Here is a 24,435-nt window from a genome sequence, read left to right as displayed (position 1 = left end):
GGTGCTGACAACCAGCGGATCATTGCCTAGAACACGGAAACCTCGACATGCACTGCTTGCAAGGACGGAGAACTGCCCCTAATCGGCGTTCCTGTCAACGGAACACTATTTTGGCTGTGGTCGCGCTACCCGAGTCCGAGGCCGGAAGTTGACATCCATGACGCTCGTCAATGGATACTTGTTGGGTGACAGACGCCGCGCTCGTCCCCAAGCCCCAAGCACGGTCGGCGGAGACTTCCGTGCCGGTACCGGCGAAGTCCTACTACCTGGCGGAGCCGTGATGGACGCGGTGGAGCGGTTCGCGTCAGCCCGTATCGCGCGGCTTGCCACGGTCGGATTGGGCAGCGTGCCACACCTCGTACCGATCGTCTTCGCGCTCGACTCCGGGACGATCTATTCTTCCGTCGACCACAAGCCCAAGCGCACCACAGCATTGCGACGACTGCAGAACATCGCCGCGAACCCGGCCGTATCGGTTCTCGTCGACCACTACGACGAGAACTGGGACCAATTGTGGTGGGTGTGCGCCAACGGAAGGGCCGAAATCCTCGACGCCGGCACGCCCGAATGCATCTCCGCAATCGACATCCTCGCCGCCAAGTATTCGCAGTACGTCGAGCGGCGACCGGACGGGCCCGTGATCGCCGTACGCGATCTTCAGTGGCACCACTGGTCCGCCCTTTGACCACCACGCGCAGCCAACCGTCGTAGCGTCTACGACATGCCTACAGCTCTGATTACCGGAGCGAGCCGCGGCGTCGGCGCCGCAATCGCTCGTGAACTCGCTCCCACCTACGACCTTCTACTCGGCGCCCGGTCGGCCGAATCGCTCACCGACATCCTCGATGAACTCCCGACGGCCACACCTTGGCCCGTCGAACTCACCGATTACGATGCGCTCGCGGCCGCCTGCGCCCCGATCGACCAACTGGACGTCCTCGTCCACAACGCCGGTGTCGCCGACCTCGACACCATCGCCGAATCGAGCGTCGAGCAGTGGAGAAACACCCTCGAGGCGAACGTGATCGCGGTGGCCGAACTGACACGACTTCTCCTGCCCGCCCTCCGGGCCTCCGGCAGGGGACAGGTAATCCTGATCAACTCGGGTGCGGGACTGCGCGCCAACGCCGGATGGGCCTCGTACGCCGCAAGCAAGTTCGCCCTGCGTGCATTCGGGGACGCGCTGCGGCTCGAAGAGCCCTCGCTGCGGGTTACTTCGGTACACCCAGGGCGGACCGATACCGACATGCAGCGGGCGATCGTTGCCGGTGAGGGCGACGAGTACCGCCCGGAGAAATATCTTCGGCCCTCGACCGTCGGAAAGGCCGTGCGAAACATTCTCGACACGCCGGAGGATGCGCACTGTACCGAAGTCGTCCTGAGGATACGCTGAGTGCGCTGATCGAGAAGAAATCCGTGTGATATATGTCACAGCTTAAAGAGGAAGAAAAGTCCTACACTCTTGTTCATCAGTCGCCTTCGAGTTCAACTCGTTATTTATTCGAGTTCAACTCGTAATCCAGGCGCAGGCGTGAGTCGGGCCTTCTACCAGGCTCTTTAGGAGGAATAGGCACGATGAATACCGCAGAGCATCCCCTCGGAGACACTCTCATCGCCGACGGCGATGAAATCTTTGCCTCGCTGTTTACCCTTGATCTCGGCGACGGCGGGGTCGACTTCGGAACCGTCGAGCGCATCCACGCCGGCGACTTCGACGAGTGGATCGAGGCGGCTGCGCGGTCCGGTCTGTTCACTCGCCACGACGTCGAGGCTTTGGTCCGGTCGTGGGAACGCAGCCCGAAGTCGCTCTTCGACGCTCTGCTCTCCGATGTCGACGAGGTGACTCGCCATCGCTACACAGCCGTCTGGGATGCCTTGGACAACCTCACTACGTTCGAAACGGCCGAATACGCCTGACACTCAGAACGGCCACGCGGGCGCCGGCGGAAGGCCCGCCCGCGTGGGGCGTCCGACCAGCCAGGCCAGCAACTCGGCGCGCGGTAGATCCGGCACCGATACGTCTGGGTGGAGTGCGCTCAACTCATGCAGCTCCGTTCGCAACGTGTGTTCCACGAACGCCCACGGCCAATCGGCTGCCGTGTAGTCCAGGCCGAGGTCGACATGGTGGATCTCGAGTTCCCGCCAACGCAGCACCGGAATATCTCGAGCGCTGACGGATTTGCGCCAATTCACCAGTATCTCGAAACGGTCCTCGGAAATCAGCCGCAGGGAATCGAGCACCCGTCGGCCCGCGAATCGAAAATCGGCTGCGAGTAGCTCCGCCGGGCGTCCCGCCCCCTCTTCGATTGCCGCGCCGCGTGCGGCCGGACCACCCGGATACATCTCCGGTGCGCTCTCACCCGTGATGACCCCGATGGCGAATCGATTGAGCGCATCCGCGTTCCTGGCAAGGTGCGTGATCACATGCCCGCGGCTCCATCCCGGCAGCATTGAAGGCTCCAACGCCTGACCGTCCGTCAGAACCTCCAGGCTCGCCTCGACCCTCACCTGCGATTCCTCGACGGCATCGAGCAACTCTTGATAGGGCAATTCGGCGTGCAGCGAGGTCACGCAGACGATCGTAGGCGCGCTCGAGTGACTCGACTACCGAGTCTCGCGAGCGCTGTCAATCGCTCCTATCGACTCGCACCAGGCTGTGCCGCTGCAAGATAGTCCAGTGTGTCGGACAGGTCGAGGACGTCGCCGTACTTGGCGTTGATGTCGAACAAGTTCGCTTCGTGCGGACCTTCGGCGCGGTCACCGACACACTCTCGGGGAACGAGAGCACAGAATCCCGACTGCACGGCATCGACTACCGTTGCCCGAACACAGCCGCTGGTGGTGGCTCCGCACACGATGACGGTGTCGCGACGGAGTCCGGTAAGCAACGACGCGAGGGGCGTGCCGAAGAAGGCCGAAACGCCTTTCTTGCAAATGATGTGGTCGGCGGGGGTCACCGCCAACCGGGGATCGAACGCCACCGCCTCCGTGCCTTGCCGCAACTCCCGCAGTCCCGGAGCCTTGTGCATCCAGGCGATCGAACCCCCCTCCAGCTCCGCTGAGGTGTACTCGACCTTCGTATAAACGATCGGCACTTCGTTCTTGCGCGCAGCCTCACACAGTTGTGCAGTCGCAAGAACGACGTCCGTCAGATCCGAACCGGACGGGAAACCGGGTTCGGTGAAGCCGCGGGTGAGGTCCACGACAACAACTGCCGGGCTCTTGCCCCTTCGAGTCGGCCTTCCGAACCCTGCTCTGTCGTAGATATTTTCGGTTGACCGACCCCAATGCCGATTCTGATCGTGCACGGTGCGGCTCCTTCGGTGTGCGCTGTCATCAGACTTCACTTCGGAGTCGGCCTAGACCAGCAATCAGTCAGCGAGCGTGACCATGTCATCCTGACCCCAGTAGGCCTTCATGGACGTGATCTTCCCGTCGTCGTCGAAGGTCATCACGTCGATCGGCGCGATCTCGAACTTCTGCTCGCCAAGATCGGTGACCAAGGAGAAATGGAACGCAGCCGAGTTGCCCGCGATCCTCAGCGTTCGGAGCTCACCCGTCTGCTTCATCGGTTCCAGCACACTGTAGAACTCACGCAGAGAGTCCACCGTGGTCCTCGGTTCCGTGCCGACCGGATCCTCCACGGTCGCGCCTTCGGCGAACAGCGCAAGTATGTCGTCGACGGTCCCCGTTGCCACCGTCTCTACATAGCTTTCGACGGTCTTGCGGATATCTTCTGCGGACGGTGCCATGGCGTTACCCCTCGGTCGAATAGAACGTGTTCTATTCGACCGAGGGTAGCGCAGCATCGCACCAATCGGGAGTCACTTACGCACGCGCGACGCGCGATGATCTAGAGGACGACGTTGACCATCTTCCCCGGCACGACGATCACCTTGCGCGGATCCTTTCCGTCCAGCAGTGAGACGATCTTCTCGTCCGCGAGGGCGATCTTCTCGATCTCTTCACGGGCGGCATCCGCAGTTACGGTCATTCGGCTGCGGACCTTTCCGTTGACCTGGATCGGGTATTCGACGCTGTCTTCCACCAGCCACTTCTCGTCTGCCACCGGGAAAGGTCCGTGCGCCAGCGACTTCTGGTGCCCGAGCCGTGACCACAACTCCTCCGCGAGATGCGGGGCCAGCGGTGCCAGCATGAGCACCAGCGGTTCCACCGCAGAGCGCGGAGCGCCGTCGGGGTACGCCTTGGTGAGGTGGTTGGTGTATTCAATCAGCTTGGCGGCAGCCGTATTGTCTCGAAGAGCCGTGTAGTCCTCGCTCACGCCGGCGATCGCCTTGTTCAGCGCACGCAGCGTCTCCTCCGTCGGGTCATCGCCGGTGACGCGCAGTGCGCCGGACTCCTCGTCGACAACCAGTCGCCAGACACGTTGCAGGAAGCGCTGCGCACCGACGACGTCCTTGGTCGCCCATGGGCGCGAAGTGTCGAGCGGCCCCATCGACATCTCGTAGACGCGGAGCGTGTCCGCGCCGTATTCCTCGAAGATCTCGTCCGGCGACACGGAGTTCTTGAGGCTCTTGCCCATCTTCCCGTACTCGCGGATGACCTGCTCGCCCTGATAGAAGAACCTCCCGTCCTTCTCCTCCACCTCTTCGGCCGGGACATGCACGCCGCGAGCGTCGGTGTAGGCGTAGGCCTGGATGTAGCCCTGGTTGTAGAGACGGCGGTACGGCTCACTGGAACTGACGTAACCCAAGTCGAAGAGCACCTTGTGCCAGAACCGCGCGTAGAGAAGGTGTAGCACCGCGTGCTCGACGCCGCCGACGTACAGGTCGACGCCACCAGGATCGTTCGGTCCGTGAATCTCCGGACGAGGACCGGTCCAGTATCGTTCGTTCTCCTTGTCGCAGAACACTTCCCGGTTGGTCGGATCGATGTAGCGCAGCTGGTACCACGAGCTGCCGGCCCACTGCGGCATCACGTTGGTGTCGCGGCGATAGGTCTGCAGCCCGTCACCGAGATCCAGTTCGACGTTCACCCAGTCGACCGCCTTCGCCAGCGGGGGAGAGGGCTCCGAAGACGAGTCGTCGGGGTCGAAGGAGACCGGCGCGTAGTCCTCTACCTCTGGAAGTCCCACGGGAAGAGCAGATTCCGGAAGGGCATGCGCGACACCGTCGGCGTCGTAGACGATCGGGAAAGGCTCACCCCAGTACCGCTGGCGCGCGAACAGCCAGTCGCGCAGCTTGTATTGGATGGTGCCCTTGCCGTTGCCGTCGACTTCGAGCCGCTCGGTGACGGCCTTCTTCGCGTCGGCGACGGTCATGCCATTCAAGAATTCCGAGTTGACCAGCGTGCCGTCGCCGACGTACGCGTCCTTCGTGATGTCGCCGCCGGAAATGACCTCGACGATGTCCAGACCGAACTCGGTGGCAAACTCCCAGTCGCGGTGATCGTGCCCGGGGACCGCCATGATCGCACCGGTGCCGTAACCCGTGAGGACGTAGTCGGCGACGAACACCGGCAACTTGTGCCCATTGACCGGGTTGACGGCGTAGGCGCCGAGGAAAACGCCCGTCTTCTCCTTGTTCTCCTGACGCTCGAGATCGGACTTGGCGGAAATCGACTTACGATAGGCTGCAACAGCTTCCACAGGAGTTGCCGCGCCACCGGTCCAGCGGGCGTCCACTCCTTCGGGCCATTGCTCGGCGACGAGTTGATCCACCAGATCGTGTTCCGGCGCCAGCGTCACGTAGGTGGCGCCGAACAGGGTGTCCGGGCGCGTGGTGAAGACCTCGACGTCATGGCCGTCGGCGGTGAAGCGCACCTGAGCACCGTGCGAGCGTCCGATCCAATTGCGCTGCATGGTCTTGACCTTCTCGGGCCAGTCCAGGTGCTCCAGGTCGTCAACGAGCCGATCCGAGTACGCGGTGATCCGCATCATCCACTGCTGCAAGTGCTTACGGAACACCGGGTAGTTTCCACGGTCACTACGGCCGTCTGCGGTGACTTCTTCGTTGGCCAGCACGGTACCGAGGCCGGGACACCAGTTGACCATCGAATCAGAGTGATAGACAAGGCGATACGAGTCCAGGATGGATTCCTTCTCGGTAGCCTGCAACGACTCCCAGTCGCGGCCGTCCTCCAGCGCGCGTTCACCAGAAGCGAATTCAGCCTCCAGCTCCGAGATCCGTCGGGCCTTACCTGCCTCCTTGTCGAACCAGGCGTCGTGGATCTGCAGGAAAATCCACTGCGTCCAGTGGTAGTAGTCGACATCCGTGGTCGCGAACGTACGACGCTCGTCGTGGCCGAGTCCGAGGCGACGCAACTGTCGCTTCATGTTGCCGATGTTGGCCTCTGTCGTCGTCCGCGGGTGGGTACCCGTCTGCACCGCGTACTGCTCGGCAGGCAAGCCGAACGCGTCGTACCCGAGGGTGTGCAGCACGTTGTGGCCTTGCATGCGGTGATAGCGAGCGAACACGTCGGTTGCGATATAGCCGAGCGGATGGCCCACATGCAGTCCCGTCCCTGACGGGTACGGGAACATGTCCTGGACGAACAGCTTGTCGGCGGGTACCTCACCCGCTAGCGGCCCCACCGGGTTGGGCGCGTTGAACGTGCCCTCGGCGCTCCACCGGTCCTGCCAGCGCTGCTCGATCTGGCCGGCGAGCTCCGCGGTATACCGGTGCTGCGGGATCGCATCGGACGGGTTGACGGACTGCACTTGCTCGGTCACTGTGGTCGCTACCTACTTGGCTGATCATTCTTGGACGAGGGGATACCCGTTACCCAGGGTAGAGCGTCACACTACCCAGGTTCACCGGCGCATCCGGATGCGCCGTATCCTGGTCGGGTGTTGATTGTCTCCGTCGTGCTGTTCGTGTTCGCCGTCGCGGTCTCCGGTATCGCCGTGGCAGGCCTGACGGAGCGTCTCCCGCGCAACCGGTGGGCTGGTGTCCGCACCCCTGAAACGATGCGCGACGATCAGACCTTTGCGCTGGCCAACAAGGTGGCCGGCCCCACACTGCTTGCCGCTGCTGGACTCCTCACTATCGGTGGAATCGCCGGAATCCTGGTCGGGGGAGTCGTCGGAATCGGCGCCCTTCTGCTGAGCATCGTTGCCGCGGCGCTCACCGCGGCGACTGGCGGAACCCTCGGTGCGCGCGCCGCAGCGGCTGTGCCCGCCCCTGACACCGGCGACTGCGGGAGTTCCTGCGGTGCCTGCTCACTGAAGGCTGTCTGCCAGCCGTCCTGATCGGCCCACGGCCGCCCGGTGAACCACACCCGCATCGTCGACCCTGCCGGAGCACTCTTCGGCCTCGTCCTGCCGGTGCTCGCGGCGCTGTCCGGCGTGATCCTGACGAAGGCATGGGAGCCGCGCCTGCCTGCCGAGATCGCGACCCATTGGACCACTACGTCACCGAACGGCTTCGCCACACCGACCTCGAGTGCATGGACGTTCGCCCTGATGACAGTTCTCCTCGGCGGCGGATGTTCTGTAATCGCGGCTCTTGCCCCGGCGACACTGATGATGCGGCGCATGATGCTCGTCATCGGACTGTCCGTAGTCGGCGTGATCCTGACGGTTCAGGTGGTGATGCTGAGCATCCAACTCGATGTCCGGGATGCCGCAGACACCGAACTTCCCTTCTGGTCACTCGGACTCGGCGTCGTGATCGGCGCCGCAATCGGGATGGCAGGCGCAGCACTGCTACGCGACTACCGGCGCCGAGTCCTGGCAACCCAGCCGCCCGAACCCCAGTTGCCGCGAACCGCCCACCCGGGCACGGTCGCCGACACGATTGGTTTCGGCACCGTCGGCTCATTGGTGTTGCTCGTTCTGCTCGGGATCACCCCGGCCGTCGCCGTGAGCGCACTTGCCGACGGGTGGTGGCCGCTAGGCGTGTTGATTCCTCTCGGGTTGCTGATCGTGAGCCGAGTGCGATTCCGGGTGGTGGTCGATCAGTCCGGCATCAGTGTCGTGAACATGGGGATGACCGCACTGCGGTATGGCATCGATGAAATCGAGGGGGCGCGCGTCGACCGGATCAAGCCGTTCGACGACTTCGGTGGTTGGGGATTCACGGTGAAGAGCCCACGCAACTTCGGTGTCGTGACGAAAACCGGTCCGGCCGTGATCGTCACGACGGCCTGCGGTGATCGGTTGACGGTCACGAGCGCCCGCGCCGATCATCTGGCAGGCGCCTTGAATTCGCTCGCCGACAGGCGATTCCGGCTCGAGCATGATCGAGTTGCTGGATCGTAGCTTGACGCCTCGAGGCGGCATTCACTACGGGGTAAGTGTGTTGACCATCACAACACTCCGGGGAATTTCGGGTCACTTTCTGTCGCCACATTGATGTAGCCTGCTCTCCTGATCACCGCCGATGAGGCACCGCGACAACGATCTAGTGATGGAGTGGCATGCGCAGGACAGCAATCGGGATCGCCGCAGTGGCGTCGTTGGCCCTACTCTCAGGCGGGGTCGCCTATGCGCAGGAGTTGGACAATGTCTCTGAGTTGGACAACGTCTCTGAGGTTGGCACCGATGAAGGCCAGATGACCCCTGGCATGTACAAAACCGCGGAGGGCCAGAACTGCGAGTGGTCGCGCACGGTAGCCGGCGAGACCGAAGAGGACGACGTCGTAGTCGCCCAGGGCAACAGCTCGTTTGTGATCATCGAACCCACCGACGAGTCGTTCAACACGACAGCCGACTGCGAGTGGGAGTGGTTGAACGATGCGCCGCCCGTGCCGACGTCGTTCTCATCCTCCGGCATCATGTTGAACACGGAGAGCCTGCGGCAGATGATGGCCGAGACCATTCCCGCCGGAAAAGGTGAGTACACCATCGGTGAGGAAGAGGGTCAGATCAAGCCGGGCACCTACCACAGCGTCAGCGATGCGGGTTGCGAATGGACCCTTGCGGACGCCGACGGTACTGCAAACGGCTCCACCTCCGCAGACAACGTTGCATCGATTGTGATCATCAAGGACACCGACACCACATTCACAACGTCGGACAACTGCGCGAAGTGGACGGAAGACAAACCCGCATAGAGCTGTATCCGAGAGGCGGTGGGCGGCGGAAAACCCTGCCCGCCGCCTCGCCCTGAGTCGGCCGCGTTGATGAACCGGCACGGCCGCTTCGCTCTATTCTTGGCACGGTGAAGTTCCTCAGCCGGTTCTACATCGACGGATTCATTCTGGGAGTCCTCGCCGCGGCGATTCTGGGGAGCATCTTTCCCGTCTCGGGCAGTGGCCAGACGGTCCTCGACTGGGCCACCCGGATCGCGATCGGCATACTGTTCCTGCTCTACGGTGTGCGCCTGTCACCAACGGAGGCGCTGCGCGGGTTGCAGCACTGGCGGCTTCATTCCGTCGTGTTGGCCGCGACCTTCATACTCTTTCCGCTGATCGGCCTCGGGTTCGGCGTGCTGGTTCCGGGAGTGCTCAGCGAGGACCTATACACCGGCGTTCTCTACCTGTGCCTGGTTCCCTCGACGGTTCAGACGTCGATCGCGTTCACATCGATCGCGAAGGGCAACGTAGCCGGCGCAATCGTGAGCGCATCGGTGTCCAACCTCCTCGGTGTGTTCCTGACACCGGCTCTGGTGATCCTGCTGATGAGCGCGGACGGCGGCGCCGGCATCACCCTGACGTCGATCGTGGACATCGTGCTCCAACTACTGGTGCCATTCTTCGCTGGGCAGTTGCTCCGGCCGTTGGTCATCGACTGGTTCCAGAAATACCGAGAGCCCACCAGGTTCGTCGATCGCGGCTCGATATTCCTGATTGTCTTCTGGGCATTCAGCACAAGCATGAGTGAAGGAATCTGGAGCACCGTCTCACCCTCACAGGTGGTCGGTGTGGTGGTCGTGTGTGTCGTACTCCTCGCGGCAGTTCTCGCGATCACGGCCCTCACCGGCCGTGCGCTGGGATTCAGCCTCCCCGACCGGATCGTCATCGTCTTCTGCGGATCGAAGAAGAGCCTCGCGGCAGGTCTCGCGATGGCCAGCGTCCTGTTCGCAGATCAACCGGTGGGCCTGATCGTGCTGCCGCTGATGATCTTCCACCAGATTCAGCTGATCGTGTGTGCGGCGCTCGCACAGAGATACGCCAGAGGTGATTCTCTGCGGTCTCGCGCGGCAGGTCGGCGATAGACTGCCGGGCCCGTGTAGGTAGTGGGCTACTAGAGACCCGCCGGCAACCCGACGGCATGGGAGATCGAGTAGAAATTCCCCCCGGCCTCAGTGTCCGATCCGATGATGTCATCGAGCCAGGGCAACTCGATTGGCCCCCTCGTCCGCTCACCGGTGCGAAGGTCGTACTCGGAGAATGTGGGGACGCCGCGGTAGCTGATCACTGCAACGGTCGTTCCGTGCACCGATGCGACGATCTCGTCGCCATCGGGAATCACCCATTCCTGCGTGACGATCGGCGATCCTTCTACAACAGCGGACAGCACGTTTCCTTCCGAACTGATCCAGTAGAGCCGATCATCGACAGCCACCGAGGTACCCGATCGGACATTCGATTCGCCGCGCGGCATCTCGAGTTCTGTTTCGGATCGAGAGCCATCGGATACGGTGATCCGCACCAAACCCAGGGTGCGATCGTCCGTCTCAGTGCGCTGGTAGAGGGCAAGAATTGTCTGTCCGTCGCCTGAGCACGCCGACGTGACGACCGCTGGTCGGAACTCGGCCGGATGCTCCCATTGCGCCCGCACGACAGGCCGCCCGTCCGACAGAATCTCGTAGAGCCCGTGTTGGATCGGGTCGCCTTCCGTGCCGACGACAGATTCGTCGACGACGGCGAAGCTCCGGTTCCCGCAGTAGGCCGACGTCTGCACAACACCGGGCACGGTGCTCGACGTAGGGCCGTCGTCAGCGTCGATCGAAACGAAACTGGTGCCGGTTCCGTTGTCGAACCAAATCGTCGAAGCACCGCTTGCAGGTTGGTTCACTGCGGCTCGGACGATCGTTTCGTGTCCCATCGGGGTATCGGTCCGTGAGGTATCAGTGAGCGTGGTCACCGCACGCGAGGAAGCCGAAACGATTCCGCGATCAGATACCAGAATGTGGTTGCCGTGGATGGCATTTCCCTCAACCCGTCCGAGGTTGGTTCCGTCCTCGTCGAAGAAGAACACCGTGGTCCAATCCCGATCGTCGACCGCTTCGGGGAGCGCCGGTCCCACAGACACCGCGCCGACAGCTGCCGGGGGCAGCTTGGTGAGCTGATAGCCATGGTCTTCGGGGTCTTCGGTCGTCGTACACGAGGCCACAACGGCCAACGTCGCCGCGAGCCCGATGGCCCGGCCCGCTCCGCTTTTGCTACCTGCCATGTCCGGTCAGACCATCCTTTGTCGGTTTCTACCCAAGCTGCTGGCAATACCCGAGCGGCTCGCACCATCCGAGGCGGACCGTGCTGCGGGATCACATGCAGGGCGGCGCCACGGCGACTGATCCGCCAACGGCGGCGCAGCCGATCCTGATCAGCGCGCCGCCGTGAAGGGATGTAGGTCTAGGCGTTGACGCCGTAGTCGCGGGCGATGCCCGCTAGACCCGATGCGTAGCCCTGGCCGATCGCGCGGAACTTCCAGTCCGATCCGTGGCGGTAGAGCTCGCCGAACACCATCGCGGTTTCGGTGGAGGCATCCTCCGACAGGTCGTAGCGCGCGAGTTCCGAGTTATCGGCCTGATTGACGACGCGGATGAACGCGTTGCTGACCTGGCCGAACGACTGCGAGCGACTATCGGCGTCGTAGATTGCCACGGGGAACACGATGGACTCGATGTTCGCCGGTACGGCCGTGAGGTCGACCTTGATGACCTCGTCGTCGCCTTCTCCCTCACCGGTCAGGTTATCGCCGGTGTGCTTGATCGCACCCTCTGGCGACTCGAGATTGTTGTAGAACACGAAGTGCTTGGGGGATACGACCTTCTTGTCGGCGCCCACCGCGATGGCGGAAGCGTCGAGGTCGAAGTCCTGCCCAGTCGTGGTGCGAAGATCCCAGCCGAGACCGACGGCGACCGCGGTCAACCCGGGGGCCTCCTTCGTCAACGAGATATTTCCACCCTTTGTCAGGCTTACGCCCATGATTCGTCCTCCTTGACTTGTTGCTGTGCGTGGAAGTCACCGTTCAGGCGGCGCTATGGAACTTCAACTCCTGCCGCTGAACAGAATCCGAGCGACCGGTGCCCGACGGTCGACTCAAAGGTCGAACTCGCCGGGGTCGATACCCACGGCAAAGCACGCTTGTTTGACCGCCATCTTCTCGTCGGCGTCGAAATCACCGTCGGCGCCGCCGATGATGATGCCGACCTGGATCACGGCGCGTGCCTGCTCGGGCTTCGCCTTCAGCCTGCCAATCGTTGCGGTGGCCTCCACCTTGCCGAAATCGTAGTCGCCCTGGAGCTTGTCGCAAAACCAGTCGAACTTCTGCCTAAGCTCATCCGGTGCAAACACTTTGAGTGCTTCGTTGGACATGATCAGAGCGGCCGTCTTCTGCCGTTCGGAAGGATCGATGCGGCCGTCGGCGGCCGCGATGAGCGCGCACATCGCCATGGCACCATTGGCGAACTCCTTGTTCTTGAACTGCGCAGTCTTCACCTGGAGTTGCCCGTTCAACTCCTGCGTCTTGGCTTTGAGTTGATCCCAGAAACCCATGTGGTCCTCCTGTTTCGGCATTGGTTGGCGCATGCGAGTCGGTGCCGGCATCGGCAGAGACCTGTGATGCACAGTGGACACGCGGGTGCGCGGGACGTTCCACTGTAGGAACTGATACCGGGTGCCCTCTCGTCGGGGTTGGGGACGAATCTCGCAGGTCACATTCGCGCCGCCCGGCGATAGACTCGGGGCCACCCGAGGTGATCTGCGATGCCGCTGAGCCGTTGTGAGTTCCGCTTCTACGAGGAGTTGAACGACTTCTTGCCGCCTGTGCTCCGACAGCAGACCTTCGAGCACGACTTCGACGGCACACCCTCGGTCAAGGACCGGATCGAGGCGCTGGGGGTGCCACACACCGAGGTCGATCTGATCCTCGTCGACGGGGTGTCGGTCGGTTTCACCCACCTGCTTCGCGGCGGCGAACGTGTCGCCGTGTATCCGATGTTCGAGCGTTTCGACCTCACTGACGTGACCGTGCTGAGGCCCCGGCCCCTGCGGCAACCGAGGTTCGTGCTGGACGTGCACCTCGGCCGCCTCGCCGGCTACCTACGACTGCTCGGTTTCGACACCCGCTACCGCAACGACTTCGCCGACATCGATCTGGTGAACATCTCCCTGGCCGAGCACCGCATAGTCCTGACGCGGGATACGGGACTGCTCAAACGATCGGCGCTCACACACGGTGCCTTCGTACACGAAACGAACCCGCGTCATCAGCTACGAGAAATGCTGGACCGCTTCGATCTTGAATCTCAGATCGCACCCTTCACCAGGTGCGCACGATGCAACGGCCTCCTCGAACCGGTTCCGCGGGAAGTGGGACTCGACGCGGCGCCGCCGAGCGTCGCGCAATACGCGCACGATTTCACGCGCTGTCGCGATTGCGACCAGCTGTATTGGCCGGGCAGCCACCTTCCGCGGTTGCGTCAGTGGCTCGCGGCGGAGATCGGGGTGCAGTTTGCGCTTGATGTTCAGGAAGCGCGAGGCAGTTCCTGAGGGCGTTCGCCTCGGCAACCGCAATCGTCGAGCTCGTCGCAGCCGATGATCAGCGCGTGCCGGACCTCGGACAACTCGTCACACGTTTCGTCCGTGCACTCGGCGGGATAGAGCTCATGCATGATCAGCGTTCCGTGGCAGGCATCGAGCATGTGCGCCGCCCTCCTCACCTCTTGGTATCCGCATCCTGTTGATACCACCGGCGTCCGACGCCACGGGGATGTGACGGGGCGTGTCGGTCGGCTAATTGCGCTCGACGTCAACCGGGTGTGTGGCGAGAATGGCGAGGGGTAGGGGCTGACGGCGGAGCACCTGGGCCCACACGTCCACGCGTGCCGGCGCGACTACGTCCGACGCGAGGGCCGAAACCACGATCCAATCCTCGCGTTGCAGTTCGGAATCGAGTTGACCGTAGGTCCAGCCCGAGTAGCCGGCAAAAATCCGGACTCCCTCCACGAGCGGCGCGATGGTCTCGGGATCGGAATCGAGATCCACCATCACTACGCGACCGTGCACACGGCGTAGCCCCGGGACACCAGAGGCCTGCGCACCCGTGCGCAACGTCGCCAGGCACAGCGCTGCGTCCCGCTTGACCGGGCCGCCCACATACAGGACGCCTGGAGGCGCAGCTAGCGCAGACCACTGCGGAAGTACGTCGTGGACTGCGGTTTCACTGGGGCGGTTGATGACCACGCCAAGGCTGCCGGCGTCATTGTGTTCGATCACGTAGATCACTGTGCGACGGAATGCCGGTTCGACGAGATCTGTCGACGAGACCAACAGGCTGCCGGGCCGGACCACCGGTTCCGTCGACGCCGTTCGGTCCTCTGGTTCTTCTCCATGCGCCACCAGAACATCATCCCACCGACCACGACCATGTGGGACGCAGGACGCGGCCCGCGGCCATCACTCGGGCGGAAATCCCGCCGTCTCCGCCAGCACTGCAAGGTGGTGCTCGAACAACTCGCCGGGCCGGGTGTACGTGTCACTGCCGTATTGCCCGAAGACCTCGAAGTTGACCGCCCCGAACAGTGCCGTCCAGACCAACACCCCTCGGGCGAGCAAGTGATCTGGTACTTCGAGCCCAATTTCTCCACGGATGCGAGCGAAATCTTCTGACAGTTCGTCCCCGATCGGGCTCACAATGTTTGCCGATAGTTTTCCACTCGCGTAGGCGTCGCCGAAGATACCGACGAGAGCGACGACCACCCGCGTCCCCGGGGTCATGGTCTGCTCGCCAGGCGCGTGATAACCGGGAACGGGACTTCCGAACAGCAACCCGTAGCGAGCCGGTTCGCGCAGCGCCCACTCGCGCACCGCGCGGCCGAGGGCGAGGAATCGCTCGCGCGGATCCTCCGCGGATGCCACAGCCGCCTCGACCTCTTCGCCGAGTTCGTTGTACCCGTCGACGACGAGCAACGTCAGCAACTCGTCGCGGCTGCCGACGTACCGGTACACGGCGGACGACACCACGCCGAGATCCCGCGCGACCGCCCTCAGCGACAGCGCGGCCGCACCGACAGCCGCCAGATGTTCACGGCCGATCCGGGTGATGTCTTGCAGTGTCTGTTCACGGGCCCGTTCCCGCGGGGTTGTTCGTGGCATGACTCCAGCCTGGCAAGCATGGAGAGCGGTGTCAACAAAAGAGAGCACTGCTCTTGACTTTGTGACAAGAACCGTGCACTCTTGGTTTCGAGAGCAGTGCTCTCGAAATTGACTAGAAGCTAACTCGAGCAGCGGGGAGTAGAGAATGTCGGATATCGAGATCGTCACCGGGGCAGGGCCCGTCGGTTGGACCATCGCTTCGCAACTCGCGCAGCAGGGGAGACGAGTACGTGTGCTCACCCGCTCCGGAAGCGGACCGGATCACCCCCTGATCGAGCGCCGGAAGGTGGATATCAACGATGCCGCGGCGCTTCGCGAGGCGCTCGACGGCGCCGTCGCGGTGTATCACTGCGTTCACGCCGCCTACGAAGCCGCGGCCTGGGAACGTGAACTCCCTGCGGCCGAGCAGAGAGTGCTCGAGGCCGCCGGCGTCGTTGGGGCCGTCGTGGTCTTTCCCGAAAGCCTCTACTCCTATGACGCCTCCGAACAGCCGATAACCGAGCACACCCCACGCAATGCCACCACCGGCAAGCGTGGCGTCCGTACACGGCTCCTACAGGCGCGCGCCGCATCGACAACCCCGACCGTGAGCGTGGTCGCCTCTGATTTCTTCGGGCCGCACGTGATGAATGCTCACGCCGGAGAACGCATGGTCCCCGCGGTCCTCGCCGGCAAGACGATGCGGGTGCTCGGCTGCGCCGATCAACCCCACTCGTTCACCTACGTTCCAGATCTCGCCGACGCCATGATCACCGCTGCACACGACCGGGCACTGTGGAACTCGGTGCTTCACGCGCCGACGGCCCCAGCCGTCACGCAACGACAGTTGGTGGAGGCTTTTGCCGACGCCGCCGGCGTCCCGGCACCGAAGGTGAGCGGGCTGCCGGGTTGGGTGTTCCGCGCCGGGGGTCTCATCCACCGCGGCACCCGGGAACTCGCGGAGATGCTGTACCAGTTCGAGGAACCCTTCGTCATGGACTCCGCCGAGAGCGAGGCCCGGCTCGATCTACGTCCGACGCCGCTGGCCCGGGCCGCCGAAGACACCGTCGCCTGGTGGCAGGCAAGGGTCAGCGCCGCCGGATAGGGTCTTGCGAATGGCGAAAAAGCTCGGGGCTCGGCGTCAGGCATGGCGCCGCGTCGTCTACACACTGCGACGGTCACCCGGGCTGGCCCGTCTCGCGACCGTGCGCTTCGCCAGCCAATTCGGCGACGGGATGTTTCAAGCCGCGCTCGGTGGGGCGATCCTCTTCAACCCCGAGCGTGAGACCGATCCTCTGGCCATCGCCGCCGGCTTCGCAGTCCTGCTTCTCCCGTACTCGGTGATCGGACCGTACGCGGGCGCGCTCCTGGACCGCTGGGATCGACGGAGCGTGCTGCTGTGGGCGAATGTGCTGCGCGGACTGCTGATCCTGGTGACCGCCGTCCTACTGGGATCCGGGGCCGGCGACACTCCGCTCCTGCTGCTCGCCCTCGCCGCCATCGGAGTGAGCCGTTTCGTGCTGGCGGGTGCCTCGGCGGCGTTGCCCCGGGTGGTGCATCGGTCCTGGCTGGTCGCGACCAATTCGGTACTCGCCACTACCGGTTCCGTGATCACCTCGCTCGGGGCCGCGACCTCGGTGGCGATCATCGAGGTCCTGGGCTCGGACAACCGCGGTACGTCGATCGCCGTGGCGGCATCCGCCTCCGGATCCATGGTGGGGGCACTCGCGGCCTCCCGCTTCCACCATCGCCTCCTCGGCCCACACGCGGATGAGAAACCCGCACCTGGCGCCGTCCGCGCAATCGCCGCCGGCCTACGGACCGGATTGATGGCCGTGTGGCATTCGCCCGGTGTCACCACAGCCATGATCGGAATCGGCGCGCACCGTATCGTCTTCGGCATCAACACGTTGATCATGGTGCTGGTGCTGCGCGACACGACCACCGTCAGCCCGCTGCCCGATGGGCTGGCAGGTTTCGGTGTCGCCGTCGGAGCCACTGCGGCCGGCATGCTCCTGGCGGCGATAACCACTCCCTTCTTGGTTCCGCGTATCGGACGGTCCCGCACCATCATCGGAGGATTGATCCTCGCCATCGTGGTGCAATTGACTTTTGTCGCGATACTCACCCAGGTGTCGCTGCTCGGCGGTGCGTTCCTCCTCGGCTTCGCGGGGCAGACCATCAAGCTCACCGGGGACGCGGCGATGCAGATAGAGATCGAGGACGACCGGCGAGGACAGGTGTTCGCGCTCCAAGACACCGTCTTCAACGCGGCTTTCGTCGCGTCGATCGCAGCTGCTTCGCTCGTCGTCGCCCCGGACGGCCAATCGCTACCACTTGTGCTGGCCGGTGGCGCGATCTATGGCCTCGGGCTTGTCTCCGTCCTGTTCAATTCCAGGCGCGCGACAGTCTGAGTATCGGCGCTCGAGCAAACCCGAACGTCCGACTTGTCGGACCGAGGTGATAGACCTGATTGGCAATTCGGGGGGCGCGTGTATGGATTCCGATCTCGTCGGATGGTCGCAATGTTCGGCCCCACCTACTACGAGCAGAATCGAGATTCACAAAGTGTTTCGGAAGTGTGTAGCGGTTGCGGCGGCGGTGGCCGGCGCGGTCGCTTTGGGAACCGGCACGGCCGGTGCCGCAGCAACAACGTTCGGCGAGGGCACCTACCTGGTGGGCACGCACATCGAGCCCGGTGTGTATCAATCCCAGTGGAGCGACGGGTGTTACTGGGAGCGGCTGAGCGGGCTGTCCGGCGAACTCGACGACATCATCGCGAACGACTTCGCCTCGGGTCGGCAGTTCGTGCAGATTTACAGCTCCGACCTCGCATTCAGTTCCGACTTCTGCGGTACGTGGACCCGCTTGGCCGACCCGACGCCGGTGGCACCGGAACCGTACGTGGCGCCGTACGTGGCGCCGGCTGCGCCTCCGCCGGCACCGCCCTTCCCGCCGGAGCTGATCGTTCCCGCGATCGGTAGCGCTGTTGTCGGTTCGGCAGTGTTGCCGACCGTCGCTCAGATGATGGTCGCGGGTTCCTTGATGCCCTGACACGCGATGGATCGTGGCGCGTCGATCGTTTCGGCGCGCCACGATGTCAGGGCAATGCTTGCAGCAGACCCGTACCCGCGAGCGCATCCAGAGACAGGGTTCGATAGCCGTGCTCGTCGAAAAGGACGGTAATCCGGTCAGCTTCGGCGCGGATCACAACGCCGGCACCCCAGTCCCGGTGAGTCACTCGGGTATCGACAGGGAATGGTAAATGCTCTAAATATATTGGTGCACAGCTGTTTTCGTCACAGCGGTCGCAATTCCCACACGGCCGCTCGGGGTGTTCGCCGAAGTACTCGAGCAGGAACCGGCGACGGCACCCGCGGGTTTCGGCGTAGCCCCGCATCATCTCGACACGGGAGCGGTCCATCCTCCGGTCGGTCGTGGCGACGCGCAGCGCCGCCGTTACCGCGTCGTCGTCTGCGACACCCGCGGAAGCGATGCCGGAGTCCCCGTCATCGATGACACCGGCGCGGGCCAGTAGATTGACCGCGTTGGTCACGGTCCGAGAGCGTAGTCCTGTGCGGAACCGCAACTCGCGCAGTGATATCGGCTCGGTTGGTAGAGCACGGTAGATCCGGCGCATTGCGTCGTACTGGGGGTGACTCGAGGCGAAGAACGTGCGCAGGGCCAGATCCTCCGGGCGGTAGAACAGCAACGCGAGCGCGTCGGCACCGTCGCGGCCGGCCCGTCCGATCTGCTGGTAGTAGTCGTCGAGCGAATCCGGTACCGACTCGTGCAATACGAACCGCACGTCGGGCTTGTCGATGCCGAGCCCGAACGCCGACGTTGCCACCACGACATCGAACCGGTTTTCCCGAAACCCGTCGTGGACGTGGGTGCGATCCGCCCCGCGCATCCCGCCGTGATACGCCGCGGTGCGCAACCCCGCGTCGGCGATCCAGCGGGCGTATTGCAGCGTCGCGGCACGGGTCGAGACGTAGAGCAGTCCGGTGCCCTCCTGCGCGACCTCCGGCACCCGCGCAAGCAAGGTGTGCCTCTTGTCCTTGGCGGTGGTACACCGCCACACCTCGAGTCGAATGTTAGGTCGGTCGAATCCGCCGACCGCCACGACCGGTTTACGCATCCGGAGTTGGGTGACGATCTCCTCCCGCACGGGTGGCGACGCGGTCGCAGTCAACGCCAGGACCGGGGGATGGCCGAGTCGCTCGATTACCGAACCGAGTCGCAGGTAGTCGGGGCGGAAGTCGTGGCCCCATGCGCTGATGCAGTGTGCCTCGTCGACCACGATCAGCGAGATGTCGACGTCGGCGAGGCGCGCGAGGGTCGTCTCGTTCGCGAGCTGCTCGGGGGCGAGAAACACGTACTCGGCGCCCGCCTGCTCGACGATCCGCCAGGCCTCCGCAGTCCGACGCGGCCCCAGCGTCGAGTTGAGTGCCAGCGCGATCGGAGCGTCGTCGGCCGACTCGATGCCCGACACCTGATCGTGCTCGAGCGCGATGAGCGGCGAGATCACCAGTGTCATGCCCTCGCGCAGCGCCGCCGTCACCTGATAGACCGCGGACTTGCCGTATCCGGTGGGCATCGCGGCGACCACGTCGCGGCCGTCGAGTATCGGTGTCATCGCCTCGAGCTGGCCAGGTTTGAGCGACTCCCAGCCAAAGTCCTCCCGCGCGACGCGACGCAGGTCGTCAGCGCGGTCGAGTGCATCAGTGAGGCCACGGTCATTGGGGTTTGGTGTCGACATCCGGACGAACCCTTCACGGTTTCTGCTCATGCTCTACGAACCAGCTCCGGGCGTGATCCGCGAGGATCTCGAGAGTGCCCGGCTCGAGACGATCGAGCTGATCTCGGCATTGTGCTGAGCACGGTCCCGCAACTGTGCAGTCATCTCAACGTGCACCGCCGACCGTGCACGTCATCTCGGTGCTCATACATCTATTGCACACCCGATCGGAGTCCGACCGCAGTCGGTTGGAGACCGCTGAGGCCGGTAGAGCCATGAGTCAGTGGCCTCGGTGTGCTTGGCCTTCAACACTGAGGGTGGGCAGATTTGCCCTACACGTGGCCGTCACCGATCAGCCCTCACCAGCAGCCGCGGCGCTGCCGTTTGCGGGTTCGCGAATTGCCTCTTCCATCTGGGAGAACTCGCGTTCGATGTCTTCATCGTGACGCGCGGTGGCCAGCGATACCAGGACGGCTACGGCGGCGCCTGTTATGAAGCCAGGAACAATTTCATACATCCTGGCTGCGAGTTCCTCGATTTGACCCCAGATGCCAACTACTACGGCACCGCTGATCATTCCGGCGAGCGCACCGATGGATGTGAGTTTGCGCCAGAACAACGACAAGATGATCAGCGGGCCGAACCCGGCGCCGAACCCCGCCCAAGCGAAGCCCACAAGGTCAAGGATCGTCCCGTCAGGGGACAGCGCGATCAGCATCGCTACTGTCGCAACCATCAGCACTCCTAGTCGGCCGTAGTTGACGAGCTTCTTCGGGCTGGCCTGTGTGCCGAAAGCGTGATAGATGTCTTCGACCAGGGCCGACGAGCAGACGATCAGCTGCGACGATATTGTCGACATCACGGCGGCGAGCACAGCGGCGACCACGATTCCGGCGATGAATGGGTGAAACATGATCTCCGTCAACCGGAGAAACACTGTTTCGGCGCTTTCGAGGGTTTCGCCCTTGCTGGTGAAGTAGGCGAAACCGACGAATCCTGTGGCGATTGCGCCGAGGGTGCTGAGCAGCATCCAGCTCATGCCGATGCGCCGACCGGCTTTTGCATCGGCCGGCGAGCGCATTCCCATGAACCGCACGATGATGTGAGGTTGACCGAAGTAGCCAAGCCCCCAGGCGACGGCCGACACGATTGCTGTCACGCTGCCGCCGAACCACAGTGAGGTGTGGCTCAACTCGTCGCCAGGAGCGGCGAGGTTGTGAGCTGCGTCGGCGGCATGGATCGCATTGAGAACTTCACTCGGGCCGCCAACGGCGATGATCGCGGCAATGGGAACTACGATGAGTGCAGCCATCATCAGTAGTCCCTGCGCGACATCGGTGAGGGTAGCGCCGAGGAATCCGCCAAAAAGGGTGTAGGAAAGGGTGGTTCCCGCAACGACCAGCATGCCCGTGGTGTAGGACCAGCCGAACACGGATTCGAAAAACACCCCACCTGCGACCAGTCCGGATGACACGTAAAAGGTGAAGAACACCAGGATGACCGCCCCAGCGGTGATCCGCAGAAGATGGGAATGAGTGCGAAACCGGTTCTCGAAAAAACTGGGCACGGTAATCGAATTGTTGGCGATCTCGGTGTACGCCCGCAGGCGTGGAGCGACGAGGAGCCAGTTGAGGTATGCGCCGATGACAAGACCGATAACGATCCATGCCTCCCCGAGGCCCGCGGCGAAGATGGCTCCTGGGATGCCGAGGAGCAAGAACCCCGACATGTCAGATGCTCCCGCAGATAACGCTGCCACACTGGGCCGAAGCCGCCGCCCACCCAACAGGTAGTCATCGAGGTCGCTGGTCTGCCGGTACGCGTAGTAACCAATCGCAATCATCGCAGCGAAATACAACCCGATGGCCAGCATCTCAAACGTGGACGACGCAGTCATGGTGTGTCCTCTTGCGCCTTGGTCGATGAGGTATGGGGTTGGTCCCGACGTCGGGGAAGTTGAGGTGCATCAACGACAGTTGAATAGTAGACCTGTCGCAACACTGCTGCGAATGTAGTCGCTCTCCTTACTGCTGCGGAAGAACGTGCTCGACCTGCAGAACCAGGCTGCCTGTGAAGCCGGATGGTCGCTAGTCGCCCGCACGACGAACTCTCGCCCCGGAGGCAAAGTCCGAGCACCCGTCACCCCGAACGACCACCACCGCGCACCTACGAGGTCCGGCTGCTCTGGCTCTTCAAGGCGTCCGTAACCACACGGATTCTTGGTCCGTCCGGATCGGATCTCGACTTAGCCTCGATTCATCGATTCGCGTGCAGTTGCGTGGCGAGGGATAGCCGAAATGCCCTGTCTGAGTGACTGGATGGTGCTTGTGTGTGGTTCCACGCGCACACTCGGATGGACTCGGATGGACTCGGATGGACTCGGAGGGACTCGGCTGCCGGACCCGCTGGCGCCGCCCGCAGAGCCCTTCCCGCCGGAGCTGACCGTGAAGGATTCGTATCGATATCCGGGACGAACCCTTCACGGTTTCAGCTCGTGCTCGACGAACCAATTCCGGGCGTGATCCGCGACAATCTCCAGAGTGCCCGGCTCTTCGAACAAGTGCGTTGCGCCAGGCACGATCACGAGTTCGTGTTCGCACTCGAGCAGTTCCTCTGCCTGCTGGTTCAACCTGATCACCACAGTGTCGAGGGAACCGACCAAGAGCAGCGTCGGTGCACGCACCGCCGACAGGCGCGACCCCGCCAAGTCAGGACGACCGCCGCGCGAGACGATCGAACTGATGTTGGCGTCGCGCTGGGCTGCGGCATGCAGAGCCGCAGCGGCACCCGTGCTCGCACCGAAGTACGCAATCGAAGGCGCACTGTCCCGCAACTGTGCGGTCACCTCACACAGCCGCGCCGACAGGAGCGGAATGTCGAAGACCAGTCGGCGGTCGCCCTCCTCCTCGGGTACGAGCAGGTCAAACAGCAACGTACCCAGACCGACGTCGTGCAGGAGTTCGGCCACGTAGCGGTTCCGCGGACTGAATCGGCCACTGCCGCTGCCGTGCGCGAACACGACCACCGGCAAGTCGCCCGTCGGATCGGTCAGCGTGCCGGACAGCCGTGCCCCGTCGACCGTGAACGTCCTCTCGGTGCTCATACCTCCATTGCACACCCGACCTGGTTCCGAGCGCAGTCGGTTCGAAATCAAAGCGGCCAGTGATCTGCCGGTCTGCGTCCCCTGCTCCTCAGGTCGTGTAGTCGGCGTCGAGCCGGACCAACTCAGTCACACCCATACACGGTGAATCGTCCATCATCGATGCCGAGGTCGATCCGGATGACGATCTCATCGCCTTCCAGGTACTTCGCGGCACGCGCGAGTAACTCGTCGTCGGGCACGTCCGGATGCATGACGAGATCACCGAACTGAATGCGCACGCGCTCGGACGTGATGTCGGTTTCTTCATCGAGCTTGCCGACGGCCGCGAAGGTCCATCCCCACTTGGGATCCGCGAGTTCGACGGAGGCCTTGACCAGAGGCGAATTGACGACTGCCTTGCCGATCCGCTTTGCCTGCATGTCGTCACGGGCACCGGTCACCTCGACCTGGATGAGCTTGGTGGCGCCCACTCCGTCGGAGGCGATGTCGCGCACAAGGTGCAGAGCGCACTCGTACAGCGCCCGCTCGAACTCTTCGGGGTCGACCGCTCCGGCCAACCCGTTGGCGAAGATCGCCGCGGTATCGCTGGTGGAGGTGTCGGTATCGAGACTCAAAGCGTTGAACGTGCGGTCGACGACCCGGCGGAACAGATCGTCGAGCTCGCCGGCTGGGATGTCGGCGTCGGTGAAGAAGAAGGTGAGCAGGGTGGCCATATTCGGCTCCATCATCCCGTTTCCCTTGGCGATTCCCACGAGGACTGCGTCGCCGACCGTGGTGTGGAAGAACTTGAGTCGGTTGTCGTGAGTCATGATGGCCCTGGCTACCTGCTCGTAGTCCGCGTCCGGGAACGGCCACGCGAGCCTGTCGAGGTTCGCCCGGATGGCGTCCATCGGATAGGGGCGTCCGATCACGCCGGTCGATCCGATGATCAGCTCATCCGGTGCGACACCGGCGATTTCCGCAACCCGGCGCCGCACTTCGGCGGCGTTGTCGTCCCCGACCCGACCAGTGGCGACATTCGCGTTGTTGGAAAGGACGACCATCCCGCGTGCGGTGCGCAGCGCAGCGGATTCCCGGCTGAGTACGACGCTCGGGCCCGCGAAGCGCGACTTGGTGAACACCGCCGCCGACCGGCATGGCACCTCCGAGACCACGGCAGCGAAGTCGTCCCCCACAGCCTTGAGTCCGATGTTCTTCGTGATGCCGCGAAATCCCTTCGGTACCGCAGATTGCCCAGCCACCATGTCTGTGCCTTCGGTCTGATTTGGGGTTTCGATTTTGAAGATACACGTCGGGTTCGGAATGCTCAGCGCGGTGCAGCATGCTCAGCGGAACCGACCAGCCGAAGGAATGCGGTCGCAGCACCGAGGACAAATGCTGTCTTCGG

Annotated in this window: 25 protein-coding genes; 11 read left to right on the top strand and 14 right to left on the bottom strand. The window is 63.5% G+C overall.

The window, feature by feature from the left end; all coding sequences use genetic code 11:
- Positions 1-280 precede the first annotated feature (280 nt).
- The 3 genes from BFN03_RS18255 (at position 281) to BFN03_RS18245 (ending at position 1,917) form a co-directional block, all read left to right on the top strand.
- Positions 281-685, top strand: a complete 405-nt coding sequence (locus tag BFN03_RS18255) for a TIGR03668 family PPOX class F420-dependent oxidoreductase (RefSeq protein WP_070381063.1) — start codon at positions 281-283, stop codon at positions 683-685.
- A gap of 36 nt (positions 686-721) precedes the next feature.
- Positions 722-1,393: an SDR family oxidoreductase gene (locus BFN03_RS18250; RefSeq protein ID WP_070380195.1), complete on the top strand. Its 672-nt coding sequence runs from the start codon at positions 722-724 to the stop codon at positions 1,391-1,393.
- Between the two features lie 182 nt (positions 1,394-1,575).
- Positions 1,576-1,917, top strand: coding sequence for a hypothetical protein (locus tag BFN03_RS18245; RefSeq protein WP_070380194.1), 342 nt, complete (start codon positions 1,576-1,578; stop codon positions 1,915-1,917).
- A gap of 3 nt (positions 1,918-1,920) precedes the next feature.
- Here BFN03_RS18245 and BFN03_RS18240 read toward each other — a convergent pair whose 3' ends face one another.
- The 4 genes from BFN03_RS18240 to leuS all read right to left on the bottom strand — a co-directional run bounded on the left by BFN03_RS18240 (position 1,921) and on the right by leuS (position 6,691).
- Positions 1,921-2,571: a maleylpyruvate isomerase N-terminal domain-containing protein gene (locus BFN03_RS18240; RefSeq protein ID WP_070380193.1), complete on the bottom strand. Its 651-nt coding sequence runs from the start codon at positions 2,569-2,571 to the stop codon at positions 1,921-1,923.
- Between the two features lie 65 nt (positions 2,572-2,636).
- Positions 2,637-3,203 (bottom strand): isochorismatase family protein, encoded by a 567-nt coding sequence (locus BFN03_RS18235; RefSeq protein WP_232320340.1) that lies wholly within the window; start codon positions 3,201-3,203, stop codon positions 2,637-2,639.
- Between the two features lie 168 nt (positions 3,204-3,371).
- The gene (locus BFN03_RS18230; RefSeq protein WP_070380191.1) at positions 3,372-3,752 is read right to left on the bottom strand and encodes a nuclear transport factor 2 family protein; all 381 of its coding nucleotides are present in this window, start codon (positions 3,750-3,752) and stop codon (positions 3,372-3,374) included.
- 101 nt (positions 3,753-3,853) lie between these two features.
- Complete coding sequence (gene leuS, locus BFN03_RS18225) at positions 3,854-6,691, bottom strand: leucine--tRNA ligase (protein ID WP_070380190.1); 2,838 nt, start codon at positions 6,689-6,691, stop codon at positions 3,854-3,856.
- A 117-nt stretch (positions 6,692-6,808) separates the two neighbouring features.
- Between leuS and BFN03_RS18220 the strand changes: the two genes are divergently transcribed.
- The 4 genes from BFN03_RS18220 (at position 6,809) to BFN03_RS18205 (ending at position 10,118) form a co-directional block, all read left to right on the top strand.
- The gene (locus BFN03_RS18220; RefSeq protein ID WP_070380189.1) at positions 6,809-7,210 is read left to right on the top strand and encodes an SdpI family protein; all 402 of its coding nucleotides are present in this window, start codon (positions 6,809-6,811) and stop codon (positions 7,208-7,210) included.
- Positions 7,211-7,228: 18 nt separating this feature from the next.
- Complete coding sequence (locus tag BFN03_RS18215) at positions 7,229-8,221, top strand: DUF1648 domain-containing protein (protein ID WP_084385684.1); 993 nt, start codon at positions 7,229-7,231, stop codon at positions 8,219-8,221.
- A gap of 158 nt (positions 8,222-8,379) precedes the next feature.
- Complete coding sequence (locus BFN03_RS18210) at positions 8,380-9,015, top strand: hypothetical protein (RefSeq protein ID WP_070380188.1); 636 nt, start codon at positions 8,380-8,382, stop codon at positions 9,013-9,015.
- A 107-nt stretch (positions 9,016-9,122) separates the two neighbouring features.
- On the top strand, positions 9,123-10,118 hold the full coding sequence (locus tag BFN03_RS18205) for a bile acid:sodium symporter family protein (RefSeq protein ID WP_070380187.1): 996 nt from the start codon (positions 9,123-9,125) through the stop codon (positions 10,116-10,118).
- A gap of 29 nt (positions 10,119-10,147) precedes the next feature.
- Here the strand turns inward: BFN03_RS18205 and BFN03_RS18200 are convergent, their stop codons facing one another.
- The 3 genes from BFN03_RS18200 to BFN03_RS18190 form a co-directional block, all read right to left on the bottom strand.
- Complete coding sequence (locus BFN03_RS18200) at positions 10,148-11,299, bottom strand: hypothetical protein (protein WP_070380186.1); 1,152 nt, start codon at positions 11,297-11,299, stop codon at positions 10,148-10,150.
- Positions 11,300-11,478: 179 nt separating this feature from the next.
- Complete coding sequence (locus BFN03_RS18195) at positions 11,479-12,054, bottom strand: TerD family protein (protein ID WP_070380185.1); 576 nt, start codon at positions 12,052-12,054, stop codon at positions 11,479-11,481.
- A gap of 114 nt (positions 12,055-12,168) precedes the next feature.
- Positions 12,169-12,624, bottom strand: coding sequence for a tellurite resistance TerB family protein (locus BFN03_RS18190; protein WP_070381061.1), 456 nt, complete (start codon positions 12,622-12,624; stop codon positions 12,169-12,171).
- A 210-nt stretch (positions 12,625-12,834) separates the two neighbouring features.
- On the opposite strand from BFN03_RS18190, the gene BFN03_RS18185 reads away from it, so the two are divergent.
- Positions 12,835-13,620: a Mut7-C RNAse domain-containing protein gene (locus tag BFN03_RS18185; RefSeq protein ID WP_070380184.1), complete on the top strand. Its 786-nt coding sequence runs from the start codon at positions 12,835-12,837 to the stop codon at positions 13,618-13,620.
- Here BFN03_RS18185 and BFN03_RS20505 read toward each other — a convergent pair.
- From BFN03_RS20505 to BFN03_RS18175, 3 genes are all read right to left on the bottom strand, one after another.
- Complete coding sequence (locus tag BFN03_RS20505; protein ID WP_198163293.1) at positions 13,596-13,772, bottom strand: hypothetical protein; 177 nt, start codon at positions 13,770-13,772, stop codon at positions 13,596-13,598. The two genes, BFN03_RS18185 and BFN03_RS20505, sit on opposite strands and share 25 nt — an antisense overlap.
- Before the next feature lie 91 nt (positions 13,773-13,863).
- A complete protein-coding gene (locus BFN03_RS18180; protein ID WP_070380183.1) occupies positions 13,864-14,469 on the bottom strand; it encodes a YqgE/AlgH family protein in 606 nt (201 codons plus the stop codon).
- 57 nt (positions 14,470-14,526) lie between these two features.
- Positions 14,527-15,225 carry a TetR/AcrR family transcriptional regulator gene (locus tag BFN03_RS18175; protein ID WP_070380182.1) on the bottom strand — a complete coding sequence of 233 codons (699 nt, stop codon included), beginning with the start codon at positions 15,223-15,225 and terminating at the stop codon, positions 14,527-14,529.
- Between the two features lie 145 nt (positions 15,226-15,370).
- On the opposite strand from BFN03_RS18175, the gene BFN03_RS18170 reads away from it, so the two are divergent.
- From BFN03_RS18170 to BFN03_RS20685, 3 genes are all read left to right on the top strand, one after another.
- On the top strand, positions 15,371-16,309 hold the full coding sequence (locus BFN03_RS18170; RefSeq protein WP_070380181.1) for an NAD-dependent epimerase/dehydratase family protein: 939 nt from the start codon (positions 15,371-15,373) through the stop codon (positions 16,307-16,309).
- Positions 16,310-16,319: 10 nt separating this feature from the next.
- A complete protein-coding gene (locus BFN03_RS18165) occupies positions 16,320-17,618 on the top strand; it encodes an MFS transporter (protein ID WP_070380180.1) in 1,299 nt (432 codons plus the stop codon).
- A gap of 154 nt (positions 17,619-17,772) precedes the next feature.
- Positions 17,773-18,258, top strand: a complete 486-nt coding sequence (locus tag BFN03_RS20685; RefSeq protein WP_198163292.1) for a hypothetical protein — start codon at positions 17,773-17,775, stop codon at positions 18,256-18,258.
- A gap of 46 nt (positions 18,259-18,304) precedes the next feature.
- Here BFN03_RS20685 and BFN03_RS18155 read toward each other — a convergent pair whose 3' ends face one another.
- The 4 genes from BFN03_RS18155 to BFN03_RS18140 all read right to left on the bottom strand — a co-directional run bounded on the left by BFN03_RS18155 (position 18,305) and on the right by BFN03_RS18140 (position 24,292).
- Complete coding sequence (locus BFN03_RS18155; RefSeq protein WP_070381060.1) at positions 18,305-19,966, bottom strand: RecQ family ATP-dependent DNA helicase; 1,662 nt, start codon at positions 19,964-19,966, stop codon at positions 18,305-18,307.
- A gap of 331 nt (positions 19,967-20,297) precedes the next feature.
- On the bottom strand, positions 20,298-21,842 hold the full coding sequence (putP, locus tag BFN03_RS18150) for a sodium/proline symporter PutP (protein WP_070380178.1): 1,545 nt from the start codon (positions 21,840-21,842) through the stop codon (positions 20,298-20,300).
- Positions 21,843-22,424: 582 nt separating this feature from the next.
- Positions 22,425-23,048 (bottom strand): dienelactone hydrolase family protein, encoded by a 624-nt coding sequence (locus tag BFN03_RS18145; RefSeq protein ID WP_070380177.1) that lies wholly within the window; start codon positions 23,046-23,048, stop codon positions 22,425-22,427.
- A gap of 122 nt (positions 23,049-23,170) precedes the next feature.
- Positions 23,171-24,292 (bottom strand): bifunctional ornithine acetyltransferase/N-acetylglutamate synthase, encoded by a 1,122-nt coding sequence (locus BFN03_RS18140; RefSeq protein ID WP_232320338.1) that lies wholly within the window; start codon positions 24,290-24,292, stop codon positions 23,171-23,173.
- Positions 24,293-24,435 lie beyond the last annotated feature (143 nt).

Origin of the sequence: Rhodococcus sp. WMMA185 (assembly GCF_001767395.1) — a bacterium.
In the GTDB taxonomy this organism is placed as follows: Bacteria; Actinomycetota; Actinomycetes; order Mycobacteriales; family Mycobacteriaceae; genus Rhodococcus_F.
Note: the sequence above shows the minus strand (reverse complement) of the source record. Positions and strands in the feature narration are given on the sequence as shown.

Coding starts and splice junctions, on each gene's coding strand:
- BFN03_RS18250 (WP_070380195.1), top strand. CDS start 722: ATGCCTACAGCTCTGATTACCGGAGCGAGCCGCGGCGTCGGCGCCGCA.
- BFN03_RS18140 (WP_232320338.1), bottom strand. CDS start 24,292: ATGGTGGCTGGGCAATCTGCGGTACCGAAGGGATTTCGCGGCATCACG.
- BFN03_RS18210 (WP_070380188.1), top strand. CDS start 8,380: ATGCGCAGGACAGCAATCGGGATCGCCGCAGTGGCGTCGTTGGCCCTA.
- BFN03_RS18190 (WP_070381061.1), bottom strand. CDS start 12,624: ATGGGTTTCTGGGATCAACTCAAAGCCAAGACGCAGGAGTTGAACGGG.
- BFN03_RS18165 (WP_070380180.1), top strand. CDS start 16,320: ATGGCGAAAAAGCTCGGGGCTCGGCGTCAGGCATGGCGCCGCGTCGTC.
- BFN03_RS18200 (WP_070380186.1), bottom strand. CDS start 11,299: ATGGCAGGTAGCAAAAGCGGAGCGGGCCGGGCCATCGGGCTCGCGGCG.
- BFN03_RS20505 (WP_198163293.1), bottom strand. CDS start 13,772: ATGCTCGATGCCTGCCACGGAACGCTGATCATGCATGAGCTCTATCCC.
- BFN03_RS18175 (WP_070380182.1), bottom strand. CDS start 15,225: ATGCCACGAACAACCCCGCGGGAACGGGCCCGTGAACAGACACTGCAA.
- BFN03_RS18255 (WP_070381063.1), top strand. CDS start 281: ATGGACGCGGTGGAGCGGTTCGCGTCAGCCCGTATCGCGCGGCTTGCC.
- BFN03_RS18230 (WP_070380191.1), bottom strand. CDS start 3,752: ATGGCACCGTCCGCAGAAGATATCCGCAAGACCGTCGAAAGCTATGTA.
- BFN03_RS18155 (WP_070381060.1), bottom strand. CDS start 19,966: ATGTCGACACCAAACCCCAATGACCGTGGCCTCACTGATGCACTCGAC.
- BFN03_RS18195 (WP_070380185.1), bottom strand. CDS start 12,054: ATGGGCGTAAGCCTGACAAAGGGTGGAAATATCTCGTTGACGAAGGAG.
- BFN03_RS18185 (WP_070380184.1), top strand. CDS start 12,835: ATGCCGCTGAGCCGTTGTGAGTTCCGCTTCTACGAGGAGTTGAACGAC.
- BFN03_RS18170 (WP_070380181.1), top strand. CDS start 15,371: ATGTCGGATATCGAGATCGTCACCGGGGCAGGGCCCGTCGGTTGGACC.
- putP (WP_070380178.1), bottom strand. CDS start 21,842: ATGACTGCGTCGTCCACGTTTGAGATGCTGGCCATCGGGTTGTATTTC.
- BFN03_RS18245 (WP_070380194.1), top strand. CDS start 1,576: ATGAATACCGCAGAGCATCCCCTCGGAGACACTCTCATCGCCGACGGC.
- BFN03_RS18145 (WP_070380177.1), bottom strand. CDS start 23,048: ATGAGCACCGAGAGGACGTTCACGGTCGACGGGGCACGGCTGTCCGGC.